General features: G+C 70.2%; 16 protein-coding genes. 7 read left to right on the forward strand and 9 right to left on the reverse strand.

The genetic code is table 11. From position 1 onward, the window contains the following. Positions 1 to 51: 51 nt before the first annotated feature. Entirely contained in the window at positions 52 to 5,154 is a 5,103-nt protein-coding gene (locus BU197_RS02980) for an ATP-binding protein (protein ID WP_223183162.1), read from the reverse strand. A 743-nt stretch (positions 5,155 to 5,897) separates the two neighbouring features. Next, the gene (locus BU197_RS02985; protein WP_188266582.1) at positions 5,898 to 6,860 is read right to left on the reverse strand and encodes a LysR family transcriptional regulator; all 963 of its coding nucleotides are present in this window, start codon (positions 6,858 to 6,860) and stop codon (positions 5,898 to 5,900) included. A gap of 187 nt (positions 6,861 to 7,047) precedes the next feature. On the opposite strand from BU197_RS02985, the gene snpA reads away from it, so the two are divergent. Then, the gene (snpA, locus tag BU197_RS02990; RefSeq protein WP_188266583.1) at positions 7,048 to 7,692 is read left to right on the forward strand and encodes a snapalysin; all 645 of its coding nucleotides are present in this window, start codon (positions 7,048 to 7,050) and stop codon (positions 7,690 to 7,692) included. 141 nt (positions 7,693 to 7,833) lie between these two features. Here snpA and BU197_RS02995 read toward each other — a convergent pair whose 3' ends face one another. Genes BU197_RS02995 through BU197_RS03005 form a run of 3 tightly spaced genes read right to left on the reverse strand, consistent with a single transcriptional unit; the run spans position 7,834 to position 9,205 of the window. Next, complete coding sequence (locus BU197_RS02995) at positions 7,834 to 8,262, reverse strand: DUF6304 family protein (RefSeq protein WP_188266584.1); 429 nt, start codon at positions 8,260 to 8,262, stop codon at positions 7,834 to 7,836. 42 nt (positions 8,263 to 8,304) lie between these two features. Further along, positions 8,305 to 8,559, reverse strand: coding sequence for a hypothetical protein (locus BU197_RS03000; protein ID WP_188266585.1), 255 nt, complete (start codon positions 8,557 to 8,559; stop codon positions 8,305 to 8,307). Between the two features lie 46 nt (positions 8,560 to 8,605). Next, a complete protein-coding gene (locus BU197_RS03005; RefSeq protein ID WP_188266586.1) occupies positions 8,606 to 9,205 on the reverse strand; it encodes a dihydrofolate reductase family protein in 600 nt (199 codons plus the stop codon). A gap of 126 nt (positions 9,206 to 9,331) precedes the next feature. Here BU197_RS03005 and BU197_RS03010 point away from each other — a divergent pair, with 126 nt between their 5' ends. Beyond that, entirely contained in the window at positions 9,332 to 9,907 is a 576-nt protein-coding gene (locus BU197_RS03010) for a TetR/AcrR family transcriptional regulator (protein WP_188266587.1), read from the forward strand. Between the two features lie 75 nt (positions 9,908 to 9,982). On the opposite strand, the gene BU197_RS03015 is transcribed toward BU197_RS03010, so the two are convergent. Both BU197_RS03015 and BU197_RS03020 read right to left on the reverse strand, forming a co-directional pair. Further along, positions 9,983 to 11,026 carry a family 2 encapsulin nanocompartment cargo protein polyprenyl transferase gene (locus tag BU197_RS03015; protein WP_188266648.1) on the reverse strand — a complete coding sequence of 348 codons (1,044 nt, stop codon included), beginning with the start codon at positions 11,024 to 11,026 and terminating at the stop codon, positions 9,983 to 9,985. A gap of 101 nt (positions 11,027 to 11,127) precedes the next feature. Beyond that, entirely contained in the window at positions 11,128 to 12,543 is a 1,416-nt protein-coding gene (locus tag BU197_RS03020) for a family 2B encapsulin nanocompartment shell protein (protein ID WP_188266588.1), read from the reverse strand. 269 nt (positions 12,544 to 12,812) lie between these two features. Between BU197_RS03020 and BU197_RS03025 the strand changes: the two genes are divergently transcribed. Both BU197_RS03025 and BU197_RS03030 read left to right on the forward strand, forming a co-directional pair. Further along, complete coding sequence (locus BU197_RS03025; RefSeq protein ID WP_188266589.1) at positions 12,813 to 13,403, forward strand: N-acetylmuramoyl-L-alanine amidase; 591 nt, start codon at positions 12,813 to 12,815, stop codon at positions 13,401 to 13,403. A 252-nt stretch (positions 13,404 to 13,655) separates the two neighbouring features. Then, complete coding sequence (locus BU197_RS03030; RefSeq protein ID WP_188266590.1) at positions 13,656 to 14,555, forward strand: 1-aminocyclopropane-1-carboxylate deaminase/D-cysteine desulfhydrase; 900 nt, start codon at positions 13,656 to 13,658, stop codon at positions 14,553 to 14,555. A 77-nt stretch (positions 14,556 to 14,632) separates the two neighbouring features. Here BU197_RS03030 and BU197_RS03035 read toward each other — a convergent pair whose 3' ends face one another. After that, complete coding sequence (locus BU197_RS03035) at positions 14,633 to 16,225, reverse strand: Na+/H+ antiporter (protein WP_188266591.1); 1,593 nt, start codon at positions 16,223 to 16,225, stop codon at positions 14,633 to 14,635. A 39-nt stretch (positions 16,226 to 16,264) separates the two neighbouring features. On the opposite strand from BU197_RS03035, the gene BU197_RS03040 reads away from it, so the two are divergent. The 3 genes from BU197_RS03040 (at position 16,265) to BU197_RS03050 (ending at position 18,417) form a co-directional block, all read left to right on the forward strand. Continuing rightward, positions 16,265 to 16,525, forward strand: a complete 261-nt coding sequence (locus BU197_RS03040) for a UBP-type zinc finger domain-containing protein (protein ID WP_188266592.1) — start codon at positions 16,265 to 16,267, stop codon at positions 16,523 to 16,525. A gap of 426 nt (positions 16,526 to 16,951) precedes the next feature. Continuing rightward, positions 16,952 to 17,365 carry an anti-sigma regulatory factor gene (locus BU197_RS03045; protein WP_188266650.1) on the forward strand — a complete coding sequence of 138 codons (414 nt, stop codon included), beginning with the start codon at positions 16,952 to 16,954 and terminating at the stop codon, positions 17,363 to 17,365. Next, on the forward strand, positions 17,362 to 18,417 hold the full coding sequence (locus BU197_RS03050) for an RNA polymerase sigma factor SigF (RefSeq protein WP_411158431.1): 1,056 nt from the start codon (positions 17,362 to 17,364) through the stop codon (positions 18,415 to 18,417). The genes BU197_RS03045 and BU197_RS03050 overlap by 4 nt, the downstream gene beginning before the upstream one ends. 33 nt (positions 18,418 to 18,450) lie before the next feature. On the opposite strand, the gene BU197_RS03055 is transcribed toward BU197_RS03050, so the two are convergent. Continuing rightward, a complete protein-coding gene (locus BU197_RS03055) occupies positions 18,451 to 18,867 on the reverse strand; it encodes a hypothetical protein (protein ID WP_188266593.1) in 417 nt (138 codons plus the stop codon). Positions 18,868 to 19,046: the final 179 nt, after the last annotated feature.

Consider the following 19,046-nt stretch of genomic DNA (forward strand, 5'->3'; position numbering starts at 1 on the left):
CTGCTCGGAATCTAAAAGTCTAACGAGGGACTGGTCAGGGACTCCGTCACGTCACCTGCTGTACGGCGCCAGCGTCTCATTTCCGGCGACCACCAAGGTGTCGACGAGCATCTGCCAATCATCCAACTTGCCGAGCTCATCAGCCGTTGTGCGAATGTCCTTGAGCCAACTATCTGAAAGCCACGACTGCTTGACCGTGACACGTCCATCTTGAATGCACAGGTCAGAGACCCAGGGCACGCCGCGGGTGACTTGCACTTCCTCCGGGAGCTTTCGCAGGATGCCGATGAGCGCGTCGACGGGCTTGACCTCGCCTCGAGCGGTCGGCAGCCAATCGTCAATCACCTCGACGAGGTCTTCAGCTCGGACCCAGTCAATGGGTTCACCGACGACCTCGTTGTACAGCCCCTGCGTCCACGACAGAGGGGACGGCAGCAAAGCAGCAGCGGCCCAGTCCCCCCAGTGGTGGTCGCGGTAGGGGCTCGGGGCATCACTCAGGTAGCCAATGGCATGGCGCAACAACGACGGCCAGGCACCTCGGGCAGCTTCGGCCAAGCGGTCGTTCTCTGCACCTGCCGCAGCAAGACCGTGGAGAAAATTCGACATCAGCTGTGCACCTGCGCGAAGGGCATCGAGGTGCTCGAGCAACGGTCCGATGTCGCCGGTCTTCGCGAAGCCTTCGAGCAGGGCCCGTGCGGCGACAAGAGTGTGCGTCCCGCGGTCGTCTGCGGACCAGCCCCTGCTCTCTTGCTCGACCATGGCACGTCGCTCAACGTCGAGGAACGCGGCGAGGAGCGCGGCTGCGTCGTCGGTGCAACAGTGGCCTGTCGACGCGGCTGCGCCGAGGCCGCGAATGGCTGCGTCGAGAAGCGCGATCCTGACGGAGTCACCCGGTAGTTCCTGGAGGCGTTCGGCCACGTCGCCAGAAATCTGGACATTCAGCCGCCTTTGGCTGCTTTGGTCCCACGGGCCGATTTCTGCGCCACGGGCGGTCTCAAGCAACCAACTCAATGCGGTCCGGTGGATGCAAGGGCTGAAGTGGCACGGGCCCCTCCAGACGACATCGCATCCACGCGCCAGGTACAGCCGGGTTTCCATAGGCGCCTTGCCTGCCATCGCAAGACCGGCTTCGGCAACATCTTCGATCGAGCCGCCGGCCGCTTCCAGCGGCGCGGCCAGCGCGGGTGTGAGGAACGCTGGCACGGCTTGAGCCACTGCCCGGTCGGCACCAAGATCGAAGAACTGACCCTCATGGTCTCGGTCCTCAGCCTCCTGGAACGACAACGCAATGCCAATGACCAGCTCAGTTGCGAATTGCCCGTCGTCGCCAAGCGCCTCCATATCACCAGCGGCGGCTCGTTCGATCGCCGCTCGGGCAACGTGGGCAACGGCGTCCACGTCCCGGGTCGACATCTGATCTCCATCAGACTCCAGCAGGGCACGTCCTGCCGCCAGATCCGCGGCGATCTCCTCCGACGGGGGCGGCACGTACTCGGCGTCGTGCTTGATCGATCCCCAATACCGGTTCTTCAGCCGCGTGCTGGTCTGCAGGGCTTCCTGGTAAGCCGTGTGCGTTTCTTGTACGGCTCGCAGCTCAGGCGGCGGCTCGACCTCGATGTGGACTGCATCGCCATGCTGCTTAACCCGGTACTGATCCGAGTCCAGACTCGCAGCCCAGTTCTTCGTAAGCTCTTGGCTGAAGCCAAGACCATCGCCATTCTCAACAAGCTTATTGGCGACTTTCTTCAGATCCTGAGCACGCCTCTGACCGCCCTGCACCATGAGCCACATGGCTACCTCGCGCGGTGTCCAGCGGCGACGTTCGAGGTTCGCAAGCCCTTCGGTCCTTGCACGCAGCCCTGAATACTCACTCGTCGTGCGACCGAACTCCAAGTCCCACACAACCGGTTCGGCGAGAAACAAGTCGAGTTCGGTGCCGACTTTCTCAATGTGGCGCACAAGCAGACCAAATAGCATCCCCGGAATCGCGAGGTTCTCGCAGCCATCCAGGAGTACCTCGACGACCCTTCTTGGTGGCGCACCCTGACTCAACCACATATCGGCGAGGCGCTCCATCGCTTGGAGCGCGCTCATCGCCGAGTATGGCCCGACCGACGTACCCCGGTACCAGCTCCAAACATGACTGTCGCCGACATACAATCGGGAAGTTCCGTCAATGTTCAGAATCGCACCGCGATCTTCTACCTCTCCATTCTCCGTCTCGCCATCAGCACCCTCGCCGCCGCCATCAAGAGGATCAGTCAACGCATAAGGTGGGCTAGGCCGCGACAGCATTGCCACACGCGCCCGCGCACCGCTATTCAGGATTCCATTCAGCACTCGCACCGAGGTTGGCAGTGATGCTGTTTGGAATAGCTGCCAGAACCCTCCGAAGTAGTACTGGAAGAAGGGCATCCCGAAACCCCTCCACCGCCCCTGATGCCCTCGGACACCCTCATCTCGGTGCCAGCTTGGCTCGTCGTCGATGTAGTAGGCCGTCATCAACGTCGCCAATAGCTCCGGGTCTTTCTGCGCCAAGGCTCGAGCGCTCCATAGCGCGTCCGCGGCCGGAGCCAGGAACGCTGGCGCATCGTCCGCGATGGTCCGAAGGCACGCTTCGACGGCGTCATCAATGTCCGGACCGAGCAGCGCCAACGTTTCGACGAAATTCTCCCTCGTCAGGTGGTAGTCCAGCTCACGTCGGCGTCGACGGCGCTGCAAAATCCTCCCGGATGGCACGTCCCCTCCCATTTTGCGCAGAGGAAACGAGTTCCAGTAGGCAAGGAGACGGTCCCGCAGGCGGATTCGCAGATCGTTGCCAGCCGGAATGTTTGCCAAGGATAGAGCTTGCAGCCAGTCCGCAAGTAGTTCGAACGACTCCTTCGACACGTCCCAAGGCTTTGCGTCATCGAGAAGAATCTGCACAACCGGGTTCGTGATGAGACGGTCGACCAGCCCGTTGACCTTATGTCTCTGCTGAACAACTCGAACCACGTCGCCGAGCACCAGGCCGACCGACTGATCCGCGCATGCGAACTTCAGGCATTCGTACGCGAATGGCGTCTCCAAAACCGCCTCTACCGGGACGTCAGACCACCGGGGTCCGTGCGCTGCCGAGAATCCCTGAAATTGCGAGCATTGTTCGATAAAAATCCGAACGGGTCGAGTGTCCGGCGCTTTCAGCAGTCCCTTGCAGGCAAGCGTGGCGGCCGACAGTGCCCACCGGGGCGCCCCCGCTGCCTGCAGCAAATCGGTCGGGCTCTGGCTACGCACGAGAAGGATGGCGGTCGCGTACCGGCGCACTTCGTCATGCGCAAAGTCCGGCTGGCTCCGATACCGGCTCGCTGGCGCGAGCAGATGATCCCGACGCAGTGCGTCGACCGCTGCAGCATCGACGCCTGCGCTAGGTCGACGGTCCTCTGGCAGCTTCATCGTCGCTGCAGCTACCGCGAGCAATGTCTGTTCGCGCGCCTCCGCCGAGCCGACACTGGGCCGCCCATCGCCCCGAACAATCCTGCTCCACACCAGATCAAGGCACTCCCACTCACCCAGTGAGCTATCTGGCTCCGCACCGGTCCGCGCCAGAAGGTCCAACACAACGGGTCTGCGCAGCAGGGAGTTCACGGGCAGGTCTCTCAGGACCGTACGCAAGAGCGGAAAGCGGCCTGAGACGACCGAGATGTCCTCATCACCCAACGGTCCCATCGCGAAAGATGAAACGGACTTCGCGAACCCCAGCTCCACCTGCTCCCGTACGAAACCCAGTGCCACGTCAGATGTCACCGCGACGAGCCCAACACCCGCCGCGGCCGCTGCCAGCACCAGATCGTTCAAGAGGCCGGCGGACCGCTCCAGAGCAGCGTCAGCCGCGTCGATGACCAGGACCCGAGACGGTGCCGATGTCTCCGCGAGCACGTCTTCCAGGGACATCCCAAGTGCAGCTCGCAGCTCCAAACTCGACTGCGGCAGTCCCCGGAAGTTCACCACCACCCCCTGGAACCCGGCAGGGTCTGCAGCTTCCAGCCCTGCGACGGCCGACAGCGTCAGCGCACTCTTGCCGATGCCCGACTCGCCGGATACCAACAGAGCCGAAGCACGGGTACCGGCCTCGCGCAGGGCCTCAGCGAGTTGCTCGCGGCGGTCGGCGAACGAGATCTCGACCGGTCCACCGGATGACTCATCACCGATAGTGGTCCGAACGCCAGCAATGGCCAGCTTGCGTTGTTCAGCGAGCACCGACCACGCGTGTCGGCTTCGAGTCGCGGCCGAGTCCAGGACCACGTGAATGTCACGGCGAAGCATCTTGAGGTCCACCCCGGCGCCCGTCGCGTCGTAGCGGGTTGCCTCAACCTCTAGCTGGTTCCGGACCTCCACCCCGTCGGCTGCAGACGAAGCCACGATATCCAGCGACGTCGCGGCCGCCGCGCGGTCACCTTCATCCGGGCTCTGAACCGCGAATCCGAGGATGTGCAGCCGGCCAAGCAGCCGCCACGCCAGGCGAAGGGCCTCTTTCGGCGTGGTGTCGCCTTCGACCACCTTCGCGACCATTTTCAGAAAATGCTCATGGCGCTCGCGCACCGGCTTCGACCAGCGGCCATCTACGTCCATAGACGCTTGGAACGCCTCCGGGTCGGCATGAGCACGCGCGATGTCGCAGAGCGTTGCGAGCTCGTCCCACTGATTGCGCCGGCCCGCGGTCGCGACAGCGACTTGGTGAGCATCGGTGTCGAACTTCTCGACCTCGGCGAGCAGCGACCCGACAAGCTTCACCGTATCGTCATGGCTCTGAACGAAGTTCGGCGTTGCTCGGCATGCCACGGCAAGGACGACCTCGGCTGCCTCATCACCGCACTCAACCAGAAGGTCATCCACCGGGTGCGCCGGACCGGTTTGGAATGACACCCTCTGAACCGGCAGCTCAGATACCTCCGCGCGTCGTGCGCCGGTCAACATGCCAGCGAGATAGACGGCCGCGACGCGGTGCGCGAACGAAACGCCGCCACCTCCGGTGGCATAGGTGCTCGACCCTCGCCCAGTTTCACCGGCTGCGGCGATGGCACCCCCGGCGGTCGCGTCCTTGGGAAAAGCGGCGGATCCAGATGTCGTCTCGCCCTCGGACCGAGCAGCAGCATCCGGTGCAACAGACTCGTTCATGCGTTCCTCGGTGGCATCGTGCTTTCAGTGGCCGCGCTGCTCACCGTAGCGGTGCATCGAGAGCTGTGTAGTGATATCGCATCAGTCCCTGCCCAGTCCGCACACAGTCCGCAGGACACCCGATCAGGACCGTCGCACCCCATCGCCACCCAACACCAAAAGGCCAGGTCAGCGACCTGCGGCCATCATCGCCGCAGGTCACCGACCCGCCCCGTTACTAGGAGACGAAGAAGGCCTGACCTTCCCCCTCCCCCGACCGCACCCGGCCCGCAAGCCGCCCCTTTCCGGGGTGGCCGTGGCGGCCGGGTGCGGTTTTTTTCGTATGCCGGAACAGCCGGCGGCTCGACGGTCTCCACCCGGCCGGGCTTCTCGCCGAGGGCGTCGGGTGTCTTCTCCAAGGAGAAGCGGGCGCTGAGCGGGATGCTTGCCGTGCCCCGGTCGGCGCCGAGGACGTCGGCGGCGGGCCGCTGCCACAGGGCGTCCAGTTCGGTCCCGTCCCGGTCGCTGTTGGTGGAGACGACTCCCTCCAGCCGCTGCGGGACGAGACCCGGATAGGTCGTGGCGGAGGGCTGCCGCCCTGGCCGTCGGGACGGGCGACGGCATCCGAGCGGCCGTGAGCCTGAGCCGGCCGGAGCCTGTAGAGGGCGTACGGGCAGCCGTACGCCCTCTCGGGTCGCGCAGGTCGACCACCCGCGAGGCTTCATCCGAACCGCACCACGCGCCTCCCCCGACCCACCCCCACCTCACGCCGTCATCAGCAACGACCCCACCCACCCCTCCGCCCCCCGTCGGCGCAGCCACTCGCGGTACGGGGCCGCGCCGAGGGCCACCTCCCGGTAGGCGTCGGCCAGTTCCGCGTACGCGAGGTCCAGGGGGACGCCGGGGCGGGCGTACAGCATCAGGCGGACCGCCAGGGGGTCGCCGCGCAGGGGGCGGATGGCCATGTCGTCGCGGGGGCCCGAAGTCGGCTGGCAGGGGGCGACGGCTTCGCCGAGGACGACCATCGACGCGGCCGTGTGGTAGTCGCCGTGCAGCAGCGGAGGGTCGATGCCCGCCGCGCCCAGGACCCGGCGCAGGCCGTCCCATTCGCCGTCCACGGTCGGGTCGACCATCCAGTGGTCGGTGGCCAGTTCGGCGAGGTCCACGACGGGGCGGGCGGCCGCCGGGTGGTCGCGGGCCATGGAGATGAACTGCGGTTCCCGCGCGACCAGCACCCGCCCCTTGATCCCTTCGGGCACCCGTAAGGGACTGCCCTCCACCTCGTGGACGAAGGCCACGTCCAACTGCCCCGCGGCCACCGTGCGCAGCAGCGCGTTCGCCGAGACGTCCATCCGGAGGCCGACCTCGGCGCCCGGCAGCCGTCGGCGCAGCCCGCGCAGCCAGCCCGGGAGCGCCCGGCTCGCGGTGGAGCCGACACGCAGCCCGGGGCCGTCGGCGCTGGCGGCCGCGGCGCGGGTCTCGGTGACCAGCGCGGCCATGTCGGCGACGAGCGGGCGCGCCCGGCTGAGCAGGGAACGGCCGAGCGGGGTGGGGCGGCAGCCCGTGCGCCCCCGGGAGAACAGCTCGGCGCCCAGGGAGTTCTCGATGCGGCGCAGCTGGGTGGTCAACGAGGGTTGTGTCATGCCCAGTTGCCGGGCCGCCTTGTGCAAGCTGCCCGTGTCCGCGATGGCGCAGAGCGCCCGCAGGTGTCTCACCTCCAGCTCCATGCCCCGAGGGTAGGACGGCTCCCTGAGTCGCACCAGACGCCCGGAACCCTCCAATCGCCTTTGATTTCAAGGCAGTTGGCGCAAATTTGGGGCGGGTGATGCGGTGGGGCTATCAGGGGCTGACATCATCCGCGCGCGCCCCGGCTCCCCCCACACTCGCTCCGACCCCAAACAGGAGGAGCCCCCCATGCGTCACCCCAAGGTCCTCACCTCCGTACTGACCGCCGCCCTCGGTCTCGGTCTCGCCGCCTCCCTCGGCGCGGCCCCCGCGGCTGCGGTGAACACGGCCCCGGCCGACAACGTCACCGTCGGGTACACCGGTTCGGCGGCGGAGGCCAAGGCCAACAAGGCGTTCTTCGACGCCGTCATGAAGTCGGTGGCGAAGAAGCGCGCCGCCACCCCGGGCACGGCCGCCGTCACCGTCGTCTACAGCGCCGCCAACGCGCCGAGCTTCCGCTCCCAGATCGCCAGCTCCGCCCAGATATGGAACAGCTCGGTGGCGAACGTACGCCTCGTCGAGGGCAGCAACCCCGACTTCGCGTACTACGAGGGCAACGACTCCCGCGGCTCGTACGCGAGCACCGACGGACACGGCGCCGGCTACGTCTTCCTCGACTACCGGCAGAACCAGCAGTACAACTCCGTCCGGGTGACCGCCCACGAGACCGGGCACGTCCTCGGCCTGCCGGACCACTACACCGGTCCGTGCAGTGAGCTGATGTCCGGCGGCGGCCCCGGCACGTCCTGCCAGAACTCGCAGCCGAACGCGGCGGAGCGCGCCCGCGTCAACCAGCTGTGGCAGTACGGGCTGGCCTCCGCCTTCAAGGGCTGATCCGGCCCTGAGTGAGAAAGGCTTGATCCGACCCTGAGCGGAAAGGGTTGATCCGGCCCTGAGCGGGAAGCGGCGGCGCCCCCTCCCCGGGGCGCCGCCGCACCTGTCGTTCCCGCCCGGAGCCCGCCGCCCCGGGGCCTTTCAGGCCGTCTGCAACAGCCCCCGGGCGAAGTCCGCGCCCGGCGGGAGCTGGCCGCGGACCCGTGCGAGCGCTCCCTCGAAATCACCTCCGGCGACGCATGCCTCGAAGGCCGCTCCGCCGCAGTGCAGCGTCAGGCTGAGGTCCGCGCGCTCGCCGAGCGTCAGCAGACAGCTCAGGGTGGCGTGTTGGGTCTCGCCGTCCATGACGACGGGCAGCGGCAGGTCCCATTCCAGGACGCAGCCGGTGAGGGGCGCACCGCCCTCGTCGGGCGCGCTGAGCGCGGCGAAGCTCTCGCCCGTGTACGTGATTCCCCTGATCCGGGTGGCGACCTGCCGCCCGTCGGCCGTGATGACGATCGCTTCCGCGCCGCTGCGGTCCCGGTACCAGCCGGTCCAGATTTCCGTCGATTCCGACGACTCCGATGACATGCGCGGACTGTAGCGGCATGGCCTGCTCCGGCGCGCGTCCGGTCACCTTCCGGTCCGGCTTCTCCCGGTCTCGCCGTTTGTGCCGGTGACCTGCGCGCTCGCGGCTTCCGCACCCGTGCCTCCGGGGCCCGCGTGGAGGGGGCAGTCCGGGTTTCCGCAGGGGCGCGCCTCCCACTCCGGCACCCAGGCCCCGAGGACCTTGTGCCGGGTGGCCATCGTGCCGCGCGGGCGCCCGCAGGCCGGGCACGGGGGCTCGGTCCGGGGGTCCCGTGTCGTGCGGAGCACGTTCTCGCCCATGGATCCAGGGTAGGCCGCCCCGTCGGACCCCGCGCGTCCGTCGCCGCTACCCGTCGCTCGGGTCCGGGCGCTTCCTGGTGTACGTACGGACGAGGACGCCGTTGCCGAAGACGCGCACCGCGCCGAGGGTGAAGTCGCGGGGTTCGAAGTCCGCGCCGAACATCGGCATGCCAGTGCCGTAGACCTGCGGATAGGTCTTGATGATCAGCTCGTCGATCTCCTCGATCAGCTCGCCCGCGATGACGGAGCCGCCGCAGAGGTAGATGCCCAGGGGGCCGTCCTCGGCCTTGAGCTCGCGGATCCGGCCGACGAGGTCGTCGGCGATCAGCTCCACGTCGGGGTGGGGCGACTCGGCGAGCGAGCGGGTGGCGACATACTCGCGCAGGTGGCCGTACGGGCTGGTGACGCCGATGTCCAGGGCGAGCCGGTAGGAGCGCATCCCCTGGACGACGGTGTCGAAGTGCCGGTTCTCCCCGTCGACCCCGAAGGCCTCGCGCCCGTGGGCGGGGACGGTCTCGGGGTACTCCGCGTTCATGAACTCCAGGTACTCGGGGTCCAGGAACCCGAACATGGAGGTGGCGTCGCCCTCGGGGTCGCCGATGAAGCCGTCGATGGTGCAGGCGATGTAGTACGTCAGCTTGCGCAAGCCGGTCCTCTTCCTCCTGGGATCATGGCCGCGACCGCAACCACGACAGCTATAGTGCTTCAGGTGTAGTGGTTGCGCAAGTCCCTTTTTCCGAGGGGAACTTTCCAGAAGAGGAGTACGCCCGACATGGCGAGAAACCCCGAGCGCCGTACGGCCCTGCTCGACGCCGCGATCGAGGTGCTGGCGGACGAAGGCGCCCGCGGTCTGACCTTCCGCGCGGTCGACGTCCGGGCGGGGGTCCCCACGGGCACCGCGTCCAACTACTTCCGCGACCGGGACCTGCTGCTCTCCCAGGTCGCCGACCGGATCTTCGTACGGCTGACCCCGCCCGCCGACTCCCCGGACTTCGCCCTGCTCGCGAGCCCCGGCAGGAAAGTGGTCGCCGAGCTGATGCGCCGGGCCGCCCGTCGGCTCGCCGCCGAACGCACCTGCTACCTGGGCCTCTTCGAACTGCGCCTCGAAGCCGTACGCCGCCCCGGGCTGCGCACCCAGCTCGCCAAGGTGCTCCGCTCCGACCTCGACCTGAACGTCCGGACCCATCTCGACGCGGGCATGCCCGGCGACGCGGACACCGTCCGACTGCTCTACTTCGCCCTCACCGGGCTGCTGTTCGACCACTTCACGGTCCCGGAGCTGCACGGCGACCGGGAGCTGGACGAGCTGATCGACACCGTCGTCACCCGTCTCGTCCCGGAGGGGTGAGCTGGGGCCCTCGTACGGGACCGGCCCCGGCGGCGGGCCCCGGCCCGAGCCGCCGGGGCGCCCGCCGCACTCCCGTCAGCGGGTACGGCGGGTGACGTACTCCGCCAGGGCCAGCAGATCGCCCGCCGCCTCCGGGTCGGGGACCGCCCGTGCCAGATGCTCCACGGCGCGGCCCATCCGCTCGGCGGCCTGGGCCTGCGCCCAGTCGCGGCCCCCGGCCCGCTCGACCGCGTCCGCCGCCGCCCGTACCGCCGTCTCGTCCAGGTCCGGGCGGGCGTAGATCTCCGCCAGCTCCTCCCCCGCCGGGGTCCCCGAGGTCAGCGCCGCCACCACGGGCAGCGACTTCTTGTGGGCGACCAGATCGGCCCCGGCCGGTTTCCCCGTACGGTCCGGGTCGCCCCAGATCCCGATGAGGTCGTCGATCAGCTGGAAGGCGAGACCCGCCTCGCGGCCGAAGGAATCGAGGGCGGTGACCTCCTCCTCGCCCGCGCCCGCGTAGAGCGCGCCGATGGCGCAGGAGACGCCGAGCAGCGCGCCGGTCTTCGCCGTGGCCATGGCCAGGCACTCGTCGAGGGTGACCTCGCGCGGTCCGCGCCGCTCCAGGGCGCAGTCGGCCTGCTGTCCGGCGCACAGCTCGATGACGCAGGCGGCGAGCCGGGCGGAGGCGGCGGCCGAGGCGGGGTGCGGGTCCTCGGCGAGCAGCCGCAGGGCGAGGGCGCTCATCGCGTCACCGGCGATCAGCGCGTCCGGGACGCCGAAGACGGTCCAGGCGGTGGGCCGGTGTCTGCGGGTCACGTCCTCGTCGACGATGTCGTCGTGGAGCAGGGTGAAGTTGTGCGCCAGCTCGACGGCGGCGGCCGCCTTCACGGCCTGGGTCTCCTCCGCGCCGAGCGCACGGGCCGCGGCGAGGACCAGGGCGGGCCGGATCGCCTTGCCCGGCTGCTCCGCCGCCGGAGTGCCGTCGGCGTGCTCCCAGCCGAAGTGGTACATCGCGACCCGCCGCATCGACCCGGGCAGGGTCTCGACGGTCGAGCGCAGTTGGGGATTGACAGCGGTCCGCGTCCGGTCCAGGAGCCGGACGGCCCCCTGACCGTCGGTGGCGGCATCCGCGCTGGCCATGGTCACGGTCACTTCCTTCGTTTCTCCGTGGCGGGCTGCGCGGCGCCGAACCGGAGCGTCCCGGGGCGGGGGCCGTACCCCCGCCCCGGGACGCCGTCGGCTCAGCGCCGGCGGCCGACCTCGACGTTCTCCAGGACACCGAGCGCGTCGGGGACGAGGACCGCCGCCGAGTAGTAGGCGGTGACCAGGTACGAGGTGATCGCCTGCTCGTCCATCCCCATGAAACGGACCGAGAGACCGGGCTCGACCTCGTCCGGGAGGCCGGTCTGCCGCAGCCCGATCACCCCCTGGTCGGTCTCGCCGGTACGCATGCAGATGATCGAGGTGGTGCCGACGTCGGTGACCGGGATCTTGTCGCAGGGATAGACCGGCACACCGCGCCAGGTCAGGATGCGGGTGCCGTCGACGTCGATCGTCTCGGGCACCAGACCGCGCTTGTTGATCTCGCGGCCGAGGGCGGCGATGGCCCGCGGATGGGCGAGGAAGAGACGGGAGCCCCGGCGCAGGGAGAGCAGCTCGTCCAGGTCGTCGGGGGCGGGGACGCCCGCGTGCGGCTGGATGCGCTGTCCGTAGTCGCAGTTGGCGAGGAGACCGAACTCCCGGTGGTTGACCAGCTCGTGCTCCTGACGCTCGCGGAGCGCCTCGACCGTGAGCCGCAACTGCTGCTCGGTCTGGTTCATCGGCTTGTTGTACAGGTCGGCGACGCGGGTGTGGACCTTCAGCACGGTCTGGGCGATGCTCAGCTCGTACTCGCGGGGCGAGGCCTCGTAGTCGACGAAGGTGTGCGGGACGACGGGCTCGCCGACATGACCGGCGGAAAGCTCGATCTCGGCCTCGCCGTGGGAGTTGGTCCGCTGATCGGGCCGGTCGGCCACGGTCGCCAGATGGGAGGCGAGCGAGCCGACGCGGGCCGCGAGGCTCCGCACGTCGTCCCGGGTCAGCTCCAGGACCGTACAGGCGGTGGCGGCGCGGGCGGTCCACTCCCAGCGGGCGTCCCCGTCGACGAGGGACGCCTCGCCGAAGTAGGAGCCGTCGGCGAGGACCCCGAGCACGGCCTCGTCGCCGTACGGCCCCTCGCCGACCTGCTCGACCCGGCCGTGGGCGAGGAGGTGGACCCGGTCGCTCGACGCGCCCGCGGCGGCGATCACCTCGCCCGGCGCGTACGCCCGCTGGCGGCAGCGGGCGGCCAGCTCGGCGAGGGCCTCCTCGTCCTCGTAGCCGCGCAGGGCGGGAAGCTCGCCGAGTTCGGCGGGGATGACCGCGACTCGCTCCCCGGTCTGGACGAAGGTGACCCGCCCGTCCCCCACGGAGTAGCTGAGCCTGCGGTTCACCCGGTACGTGCCGCCCTGCACCTGGACCCAGGGCAGCGCCCGCAGCAGCCACCGGGAGGTGATCTCCTGCATCTGCGGCGCCGACTTGGTGGTCGAGGCCAGGTTCCGGGCGGCGGCGGTACCGAGACTCTGCTGCGGCGCCTGCTGCTCCGCGAGCATCTCGTCGCCAACCGAACCAACGGACATGGAACTCCCTCTCGTGTGACTGGGCTGCGAGACGAAAGCTTTTCAGTACGGAGTGTGTTGACGCCATTACACATTCGGGTGGGACTGTTCGACGGACTTCGGGGCATGTCCCGTGATTTCCATCCGAACAGCGAGCCTCATCCGCCCCACCAGCACCTGTCCGGATCGGCTCGCACACCGCCCGAACGGATGGCCACCGCGAACGGACTCCGGTACTCCGGAACTTCCGGTCAACCGGAAGCACACCCGTCCTCCGAAGGGAGTCGGTCATGTCCGTACCCATCACCGCGAGCAGGTTCCTCGAAGTCCTGCGCGCCGAGGGCCTCACGGTCGTCCAGGTCGGCGACTGGTCCACCCACAACCGCAACCAGAAGGGCCCTTGGGGGCCGGTGCACGGGGTGATGATCCACCACACCGTCACCCGCGGCACCACGAACACCGTCCGGATCTGCCGGGAGGGCTACGAGGCCCTGCCGGGGCCGCTCTGCCACGGGGTGATCGCCAAGGACGGCACGGTCCACCTCGTCGGGTACGGGCGCGCCAACCACGCCGGGCTCGGCGACGCCGACGTGCTCCGCGCGGTCATCGCCGAGCAGGGACTGCCGCCGGACAACACCGCCACCACCGACGGCAACCGGTACTTCTACGGCTTCGAGTGCGAGAACCTCGGGGACGGCGAGGACCCCTGGCCCAAGGTGCAGCTGGACGCCATCGCGAAGGCGGCGGCCGCGCTGTGCCGGGCGCACGGCTGGTCGCACCGCTCGGTGATCGGGCATCTGGAGTGGCAGCCGGGGAAGGTCGACCCGAAGGGATTCACGATGGGCTCCCTGCGCTCGGCCGTCGCCGAATACCTGCGCTGAGAGAACGGCCGGGCCACGCGCGCGTACCCGGGCCGTACCGACTCCCCTCGACTCCCCCACGCGCGCGTACCCGGGCCCGGGGCCACACCACGCGCGCGCGGGCCCCCGATTTTCACAATAAATAAGGTGGACTCCGCCTTTCGCCCCACCACGCACGCGCGCGGGCCCCCGTGGCCCGCGCGCGTGCGTGTCCGGGCCGCGCCCGTCCAGGGCCCCCGTCCGTACGCGCGCGCAGGCCGGGACAATGGGCGGGTGAACGCGCTCGACCTCGCCCTTCTGCGGCCCCGGCTCCCCTCTCCCCTCGTGCCGCTGGGGGACGAGCGCTTCGCCCGGCGCGGGCTCACCCTGCTGCTCAAGCGGGACGACCTCATCCATCCCGAACTGCCGGGCAACAAGTGGCGCAAACTCGCGCTCAACCTGGAGGCGGCGGCCGGGCGGCCCGTGCTGACGTTCGGCGGTGCCTACTCCCACCATCTGCGGGCGACGGCCGCCGCCGGGCGGCTGCTCGGCTTCCCCACGGTGGGGATCGTGCGCGGCGACGAACTGGCCGGGCGGCCCCTCAACCCCTCGCTCGCGGGCTGCGCGGCGGACGGGATGCGGCTGGAGTTCGTGGACCGGAGCACGTACCGGGCGAAGAACGACCCGGCGGTCCTCGCCCGGCTCCTGGAGTACGCGCCCGCGGACGCCTACGTGGTCCCGGAGGGCGGCAGCAACGCGCTCGCGGTCCGCGGGTGCGTGGAGCTGGGCCGGGAGCTGGCCGGGGCCTCCGACGTCGTGGCGGTCGCCTGCGGCACCGGAGGCACCCTCGCGGGTCTGGCGGCCGGTCTCGCCCCGGGGCAGCGGGCGCTGGGCGTTCCGGTCCTCAGGGGCGGTTTCCTGGGCAGGGAGGTACGGGCCCTCCAGGAGGCGGCGTTCGGCGGGCCGCGCGGCGACTGGACGCTGGACGAGCGGTTCCACGGCGGGGGGTACGCGCGCACCTCCCCCGATCTCGACGCGTTCACACACGACTTCGAGGAACGGCACGGACTCGCCATCGAGCGGCTCTATGTGGCCAAAATGCTGCACTGTCTGACGACTCTGGCGGAGGAAGGCGCGTTTCCGCCAGGGACCCGCCTCGCGGCGGTGGTGACGGGCGGCAGGGACGCGTACTGAGACCCGGTCCCGGCCGGGTCCGCCGGACCCGGCCGCCCGCGTGACCAGGGCCTCTCGCCCCTGGCCCGCCCCGGGCGTCAGTCGATCTCCTCCCGGTACCCGGCCGCCTCCTCCAGGTCCAGCCTGCGGAGCAGCGTACGCATCATCTCGTCGTCGATCCGGCGTTCGTCGCGCAACCGGACGAAGACCTCCCGCTCGGCGTCGATCATCTCCCGCGAGAGCCGTCGGTAGGTGTCGTCGGCGGTCTCCCCCGTGGTCTCGTCGACGGCGCCGAGCCGCTCCCAGACCGCGTTGCGGCGCCGCTCCAGGACGGTCCGCAGCCGGTCGGCGAGGGGCTGCGGCAGGGCGTTGCGCGGGTCGGCGAGGAGCACGTCGAGACGTTCCTCCGCCGCCCGCGAGGCCTCGCTCTGCGCCTGGGCCTCGGCGAGGGTCTCCGCGCGCCGGTCCCGGCCGGGAAGCCTCAGGAGGCGGATGAGCGGCGGCAGGGTCAGGCCCTGGACCACGAGGGTGCCGATGACGGTGGTGAAGGTGAGGAAGAGGACGAGGTTGCGGGCGGGGAACGCCTCCCCCGCGGCGACGACCGGGATGGAGAAGGCGATGGCGAGGGAGACCACTCCGCGCATGCCGGCCCAGCCGACGACGAGCGGCGCCCGCCAGTCCACCCCCGGTTCGCGGGCCCGGATCCGGGCGGAGAGCCGGGGCAGGAAGGTCGCCGGGTAGACCCAGACGAAGCGGACGAGGACGACGGCGACGAAGACCCCGACCGCGTATCCGGCCGCCTCCCCGATGCCGTACGGGCCGAGCCCCTCGACGACGTACGGCAGCTGGAGGCCGATCAGGGCGAAGACGGCGGACTCCAGGACGAAGGCGACCATCTTCCAGACGGCCTCCTCCTGGAGCCGGGTCGCGAAGTCGACTTGCCAGGCGTGGTGGCCGAGGAAGAGGCCGACCACGACGACGGCGAGGACTCCGGAGGCGCCGACCTCCTCGGCCGCCGCGTAGGCGATGAAGGGGATGAGGAGGGAGAGGGTGTTCTGGAGGAGGGAGTCGCGCAGATGACGGCGGAGCCAGTGGATCGGAAGCTGGAGGAGCAGGCCGACGCCGATGCCGCCGAGGGCCGCGAGGGCGAACTCCCCGATGCCGCCCGCCCAGCTCACTCCCTCGCCGACGGCCGCAGCGAGGGCGACCTTGTAGGCGGTGATGGCGGTGGCGTCGTTCACCAGGGACTCGCCCTGGAGGATGGTGGTGATCCGGTTGGGCAGCCCGAGCTTGCGGGCGATGGCGGTGGCGGCGACCGCGTCGGGCGGGGCGACGACCGCGCCGAGCACGAGGGCGGCGGTCAGCGGCAGATCGGGGACGAGGACGTACGCGAGCCAGCCCACGGCCACGGTGGCGAACAGGACGTACCCGACGGAGAGCAGGGCGACGGGCCGGATGTTGGCCCGCAGGTCGAGATACGAGGACTCGACGGCGGCCGTGTAGAGGAGCGGGGGCAGGATCAACGGCAGCACGATGTGCGGGTCGAGCGTGTAGTCGGGCATCCCCGGGAGGTACGAGGCGACGAGACCGACGGCGACCAGGAGCAGCGGGGCGGGGACCGGGGTCCTGCGCGCGAACCCCGCGACGGCGGCGCTCGCCGCCACCAGTGCCACCAGCTGGAGTGCGTCCATGCCCGTCCTCGTCCCGTGCCTCGACGTAACCTGGCCATCATGAGCGAGTGTTCGCACGTTGCCGAAATGCCGCGCCCCGAGCCGGTGCCTCTGTCCGCGACCTGCCCGGAGTGCCTCGCCAACGGGACCAACCCGGTGCAGCTGCGGCTCTGTCTGAGCTGTGGGCACGTCGGCTGCTGCGACTCCTCGGTGGGACGGCACGCGACGGGGCACTACAGCGCGACCGGTCACCCGCTGATGCGTTCGTTCGAGCCGGGCGAGGCCTGGCGCTGGTGCTACGCCGACCTGACGATCGTCTGAGGAGCGGGTCGGCCGAGGGACGGTCGGCCGAGGGACGATCGTCTGAGGAGCGGTCGACCGGCGGTGGTCGACCGACGGTGACCGGCCAGGGGCGGCCGTACGCCCCTCCGGCCGCCCCGGCCCGTACCGCCATCCGGTGATTCAGCCGTCCGGTGATTCCGGCGTTCGACGGTTCGCCCGGCTTCCCGCTGGGTACGTCACCCCTCCCCCGGTCGCCCGGTTCAGGCTTCCGCCCACCCCCCTCCACCGTCCGCACCCATGGACCTACCATGGGTGACGATCGGTGACGGGGGAGGCGGGATCGCGGCGACACGGCGGGACGGATCGCGATAGCGTCACGGCGGACTGCGCAGCCCCTGCGCACCGCCCGGTCCGGGGCCTCTCCCCCCGGACCCCGAACGAGCTTGTGCCACCTTGGAGGTGAGGGTGTCCCAGATCACAGGCGAGCCCGGGACCCAGGACTTCGTGGAAGTCCGGCTGCCGGCTGCGGGTGCCTACCTGTCCGTGCTGCGTACGGCCACGGCCGGTCTCGCGGCGCGCTTGGACTTCACCCTCGACGAGATCGAGGACTTGCGGATCGCGGTCGACGAGGCCTGCGCCATCCTGCTCCAGCAAGCCGTGCCGGGCTCCGTCCTCAGCTGCGTCTTCCGGCTGGTCGACGACGCCCTCGACGTGACCGTCTCCGCCCCGACGACGGACGGCCGGGCACCCGAGCGGGACACCTTCGCCTGGACGGTGCTGTCGGCGCTGGCCGGAAAGGTGGAATCGTCCGTGGCGGACGACCGTACGGTCTCGATCAGCCTGTACAAACAGCGCGGCGCGGGGCCAGGCCCGGCGTGAGGAGCGGGGACGCGACGGCCGGCATCCCTCAGCAGCAGGCGCGGCCGCATGAGGTCGCTACGGAGCGGGCGGACCAGATGAGCGAGCACGAGCAGCACCACGAGGTTCCCGAGACGCCGGGCGTCTCCGAGACCCCCCGGGGCCCCGCGGGCGCGGAGCCGGTGCGGGCGACGGACGCGGGCGCGCCCGGGGGCGGTGCCGCCGACGACGACACGGAGGGCGAGGACGCCGACGGCTCCGGCCACGCCGGGGGCGCCGACCACGCCGCCCCCGCCGACGGGTCCGGCGCGCCGGACCCGCACGACCGGAGCGGCGCCCGTGCGCTGTTCGTCACGCTGCGCGAGCTGCCCGAGGGGTCCCCGGAGAAGGCCGAGCTGCGCAATCGGCTGGTCCGGATGCATCTGCCGCTGGTGGAGCACCTGGCCCGGCGGTTCCGCAACCGGGGCGAGCCACTGGACGACCTGACACAGGTGGCCACGATCGGTCTGATCAAGTCGGTCGACCGGTTCGACCCGGAGCGCGGTGTCGAGTTCTCGACGTACGCGACCCCGACGGTCGTCGGCGAGATCAAGCGCCACTTCCGTGACAAGGGCTGGGCGGTCCGGGTGCCGCGCAGGCTTCAGGAGCTGCGGCTCTCGCTGACCACGGCGACGGCGGAGCTGTCCCAGCAGCACGGGCGCTCGCCGACCGTGCACGAGCTGGCGGAGCGGCTCGGGATCTCGGAGGAGGAGGTTCTCGAAGGGCTCGAATCGGCGAACGCCTACTCGACGCTCTCCCTGGACGTCCCGGACACCGACGACGAGTCGCCCGCCGTCGCGGACACGCTCGGCGCCGAGGACGAGGCCCTGGAGGGGGTCGAGTACCGCGAGTCCCTGAAGCCCCTCCTGGAGGACCTGCCGCCCCGGGAGAAGCGGATCCTGCTGCTGCGTTTCTTCGGGAACATGACGCAGTCGCAGATCGCGCAGGAAGTGGGCATCTCCCAGATGCACGTCTCCCGGCTGCTGGCCAGGACCCTGGCGCAGCTGCGGGAGAAGCTGCTCGTCGAGGAGTAGCGGGGTCCGGGGCCCGAGGGCCCCGGACGGGCCTCAGGGGGCGTCCTGGCCCGGCCTGCGGATGCCGAGTGCCTCCGTCGTGGCCGGGTTCACCAGGAGGACGAGTCCGCCGACGGCCAGGACGGCGAGGAGGATGCCGGCCGGGATCACCCCGGGGGTCTGGAGCATCTGCCAGGCGACCGGCAGCGCGAGGATCTGGGTGATCACGGCCGGGCCCCGGCTCCAGGAGCGCAGCAGCCACAGGCCCCGGGCGGCGGCGAGCGGGATCAGACCGAGCGCGACGACGGTCAGGGCGCCCACGACGGCGCCGAGGAGGTCGCCGGAGCCCGAGGTCAGGGCGTGCACCAGCATGAAGATCCCGCCGGCCAGGAGCCCGAGTCCCTCGATGCCGGCCACGGCCGCAGCGGCGGTGAGTCGGGTGGGGCGGGGGGTCTGCTCCGTGCTGCTCATACAGGGCAGGGTAGCGGGATCGGGGCGGGCGGAGCGGGGCGGCCCGGGTCGTCTCCTTCGGATCCTGCCGGTCAGGCCCGCGTCCTCCGGTGCCGTGCATCGCAAGGCGGAGAGGCTGCCGCGTACTGGACGTACCCGGGTGCCTCGACAACGCGGCGAGGTGCGGTGCCGGGCGGCGT

Source organism: Streptomyces sp. CBMA291 (assembly GCF_014596525.1).
Lineage (GTDB): Bacteria > Actinomycetota > Actinomycetes > Streptomycetales > Streptomycetaceae > Streptomyces.

Bases quoted from the DNA above. Each gene is read 5' to 3' on its own strand.
- BU197_RS02980 (WP_223183162.1), bottom strand. From the start codon at position 5,154: ATGAACGAGTCTGTTGCACCGGATGCTGCTGCTCGGTCCGAGGGCGAG.
- BU197_RS02985 (WP_188266582.1), bottom strand. From the start codon at position 6,860: ATGGAGCTGGAGGTGAGACACCTGCGGGCGCTCTGCGCCATCGCGGAC.
- snpA (WP_188266583.1), top strand. From the start codon at position 7,048: ATGCGTCACCCCAAGGTCCTCACCTCCGTACTGACCGCCGCCCTCGGT.
- BU197_RS02995 (WP_188266584.1), bottom strand. From the start codon at position 8,262: ATGTCATCGGAGTCGTCGGAATCGACGGAAATCTGGACCGGCTGGTAC.
- BU197_RS03000 (WP_188266585.1), bottom strand. From the start codon at position 8,559: ATGGGCGAGAACGTGCTCCGCACGACACGGGACCCCCGGACCGAGCCC.
- BU197_RS03010 (WP_188266587.1), top strand. From the start codon at position 9,332: ATGGCGAGAAACCCCGAGCGCCGTACGGCCCTGCTCGACGCCGCGATC.
- BU197_RS03015 (WP_188266648.1), bottom strand. From the start codon at position 11,026: ATGGCCAGCGCGGATGCCGCCACCGACGGTCAGGGGGCCGTCCGGCTC.
- BU197_RS03020 (WP_188266588.1), bottom strand. From the start codon at position 12,543: ATGTCCGTTGGTTCGGTTGGCGACGAGATGCTCGCGGAGCAGCAGGCG.
- BU197_RS03025 (WP_188266589.1), top strand. From the start codon at position 12,813: ATGTCCGTACCCATCACCGCGAGCAGGTTCCTCGAAGTCCTGCGCGCC.
- BU197_RS03035 (WP_188266591.1), bottom strand. From the start codon at position 16,225: ATGGACGCACTCCAGCTGGTGGCACTGGTGGCGGCGAGCGCCGCCGTC.
- BU197_RS03040 (WP_188266592.1), top strand. From the start codon at position 16,265: ATGAGCGAGTGTTCGCACGTTGCCGAAATGCCGCGCCCCGAGCCGGTG.
- BU197_RS03055 (WP_188266593.1), bottom strand. From the start codon at position 18,867: ATGAGCAGCACGGAGCAGACCCCCCGCCCCACCCGACTCACCGCCGCT.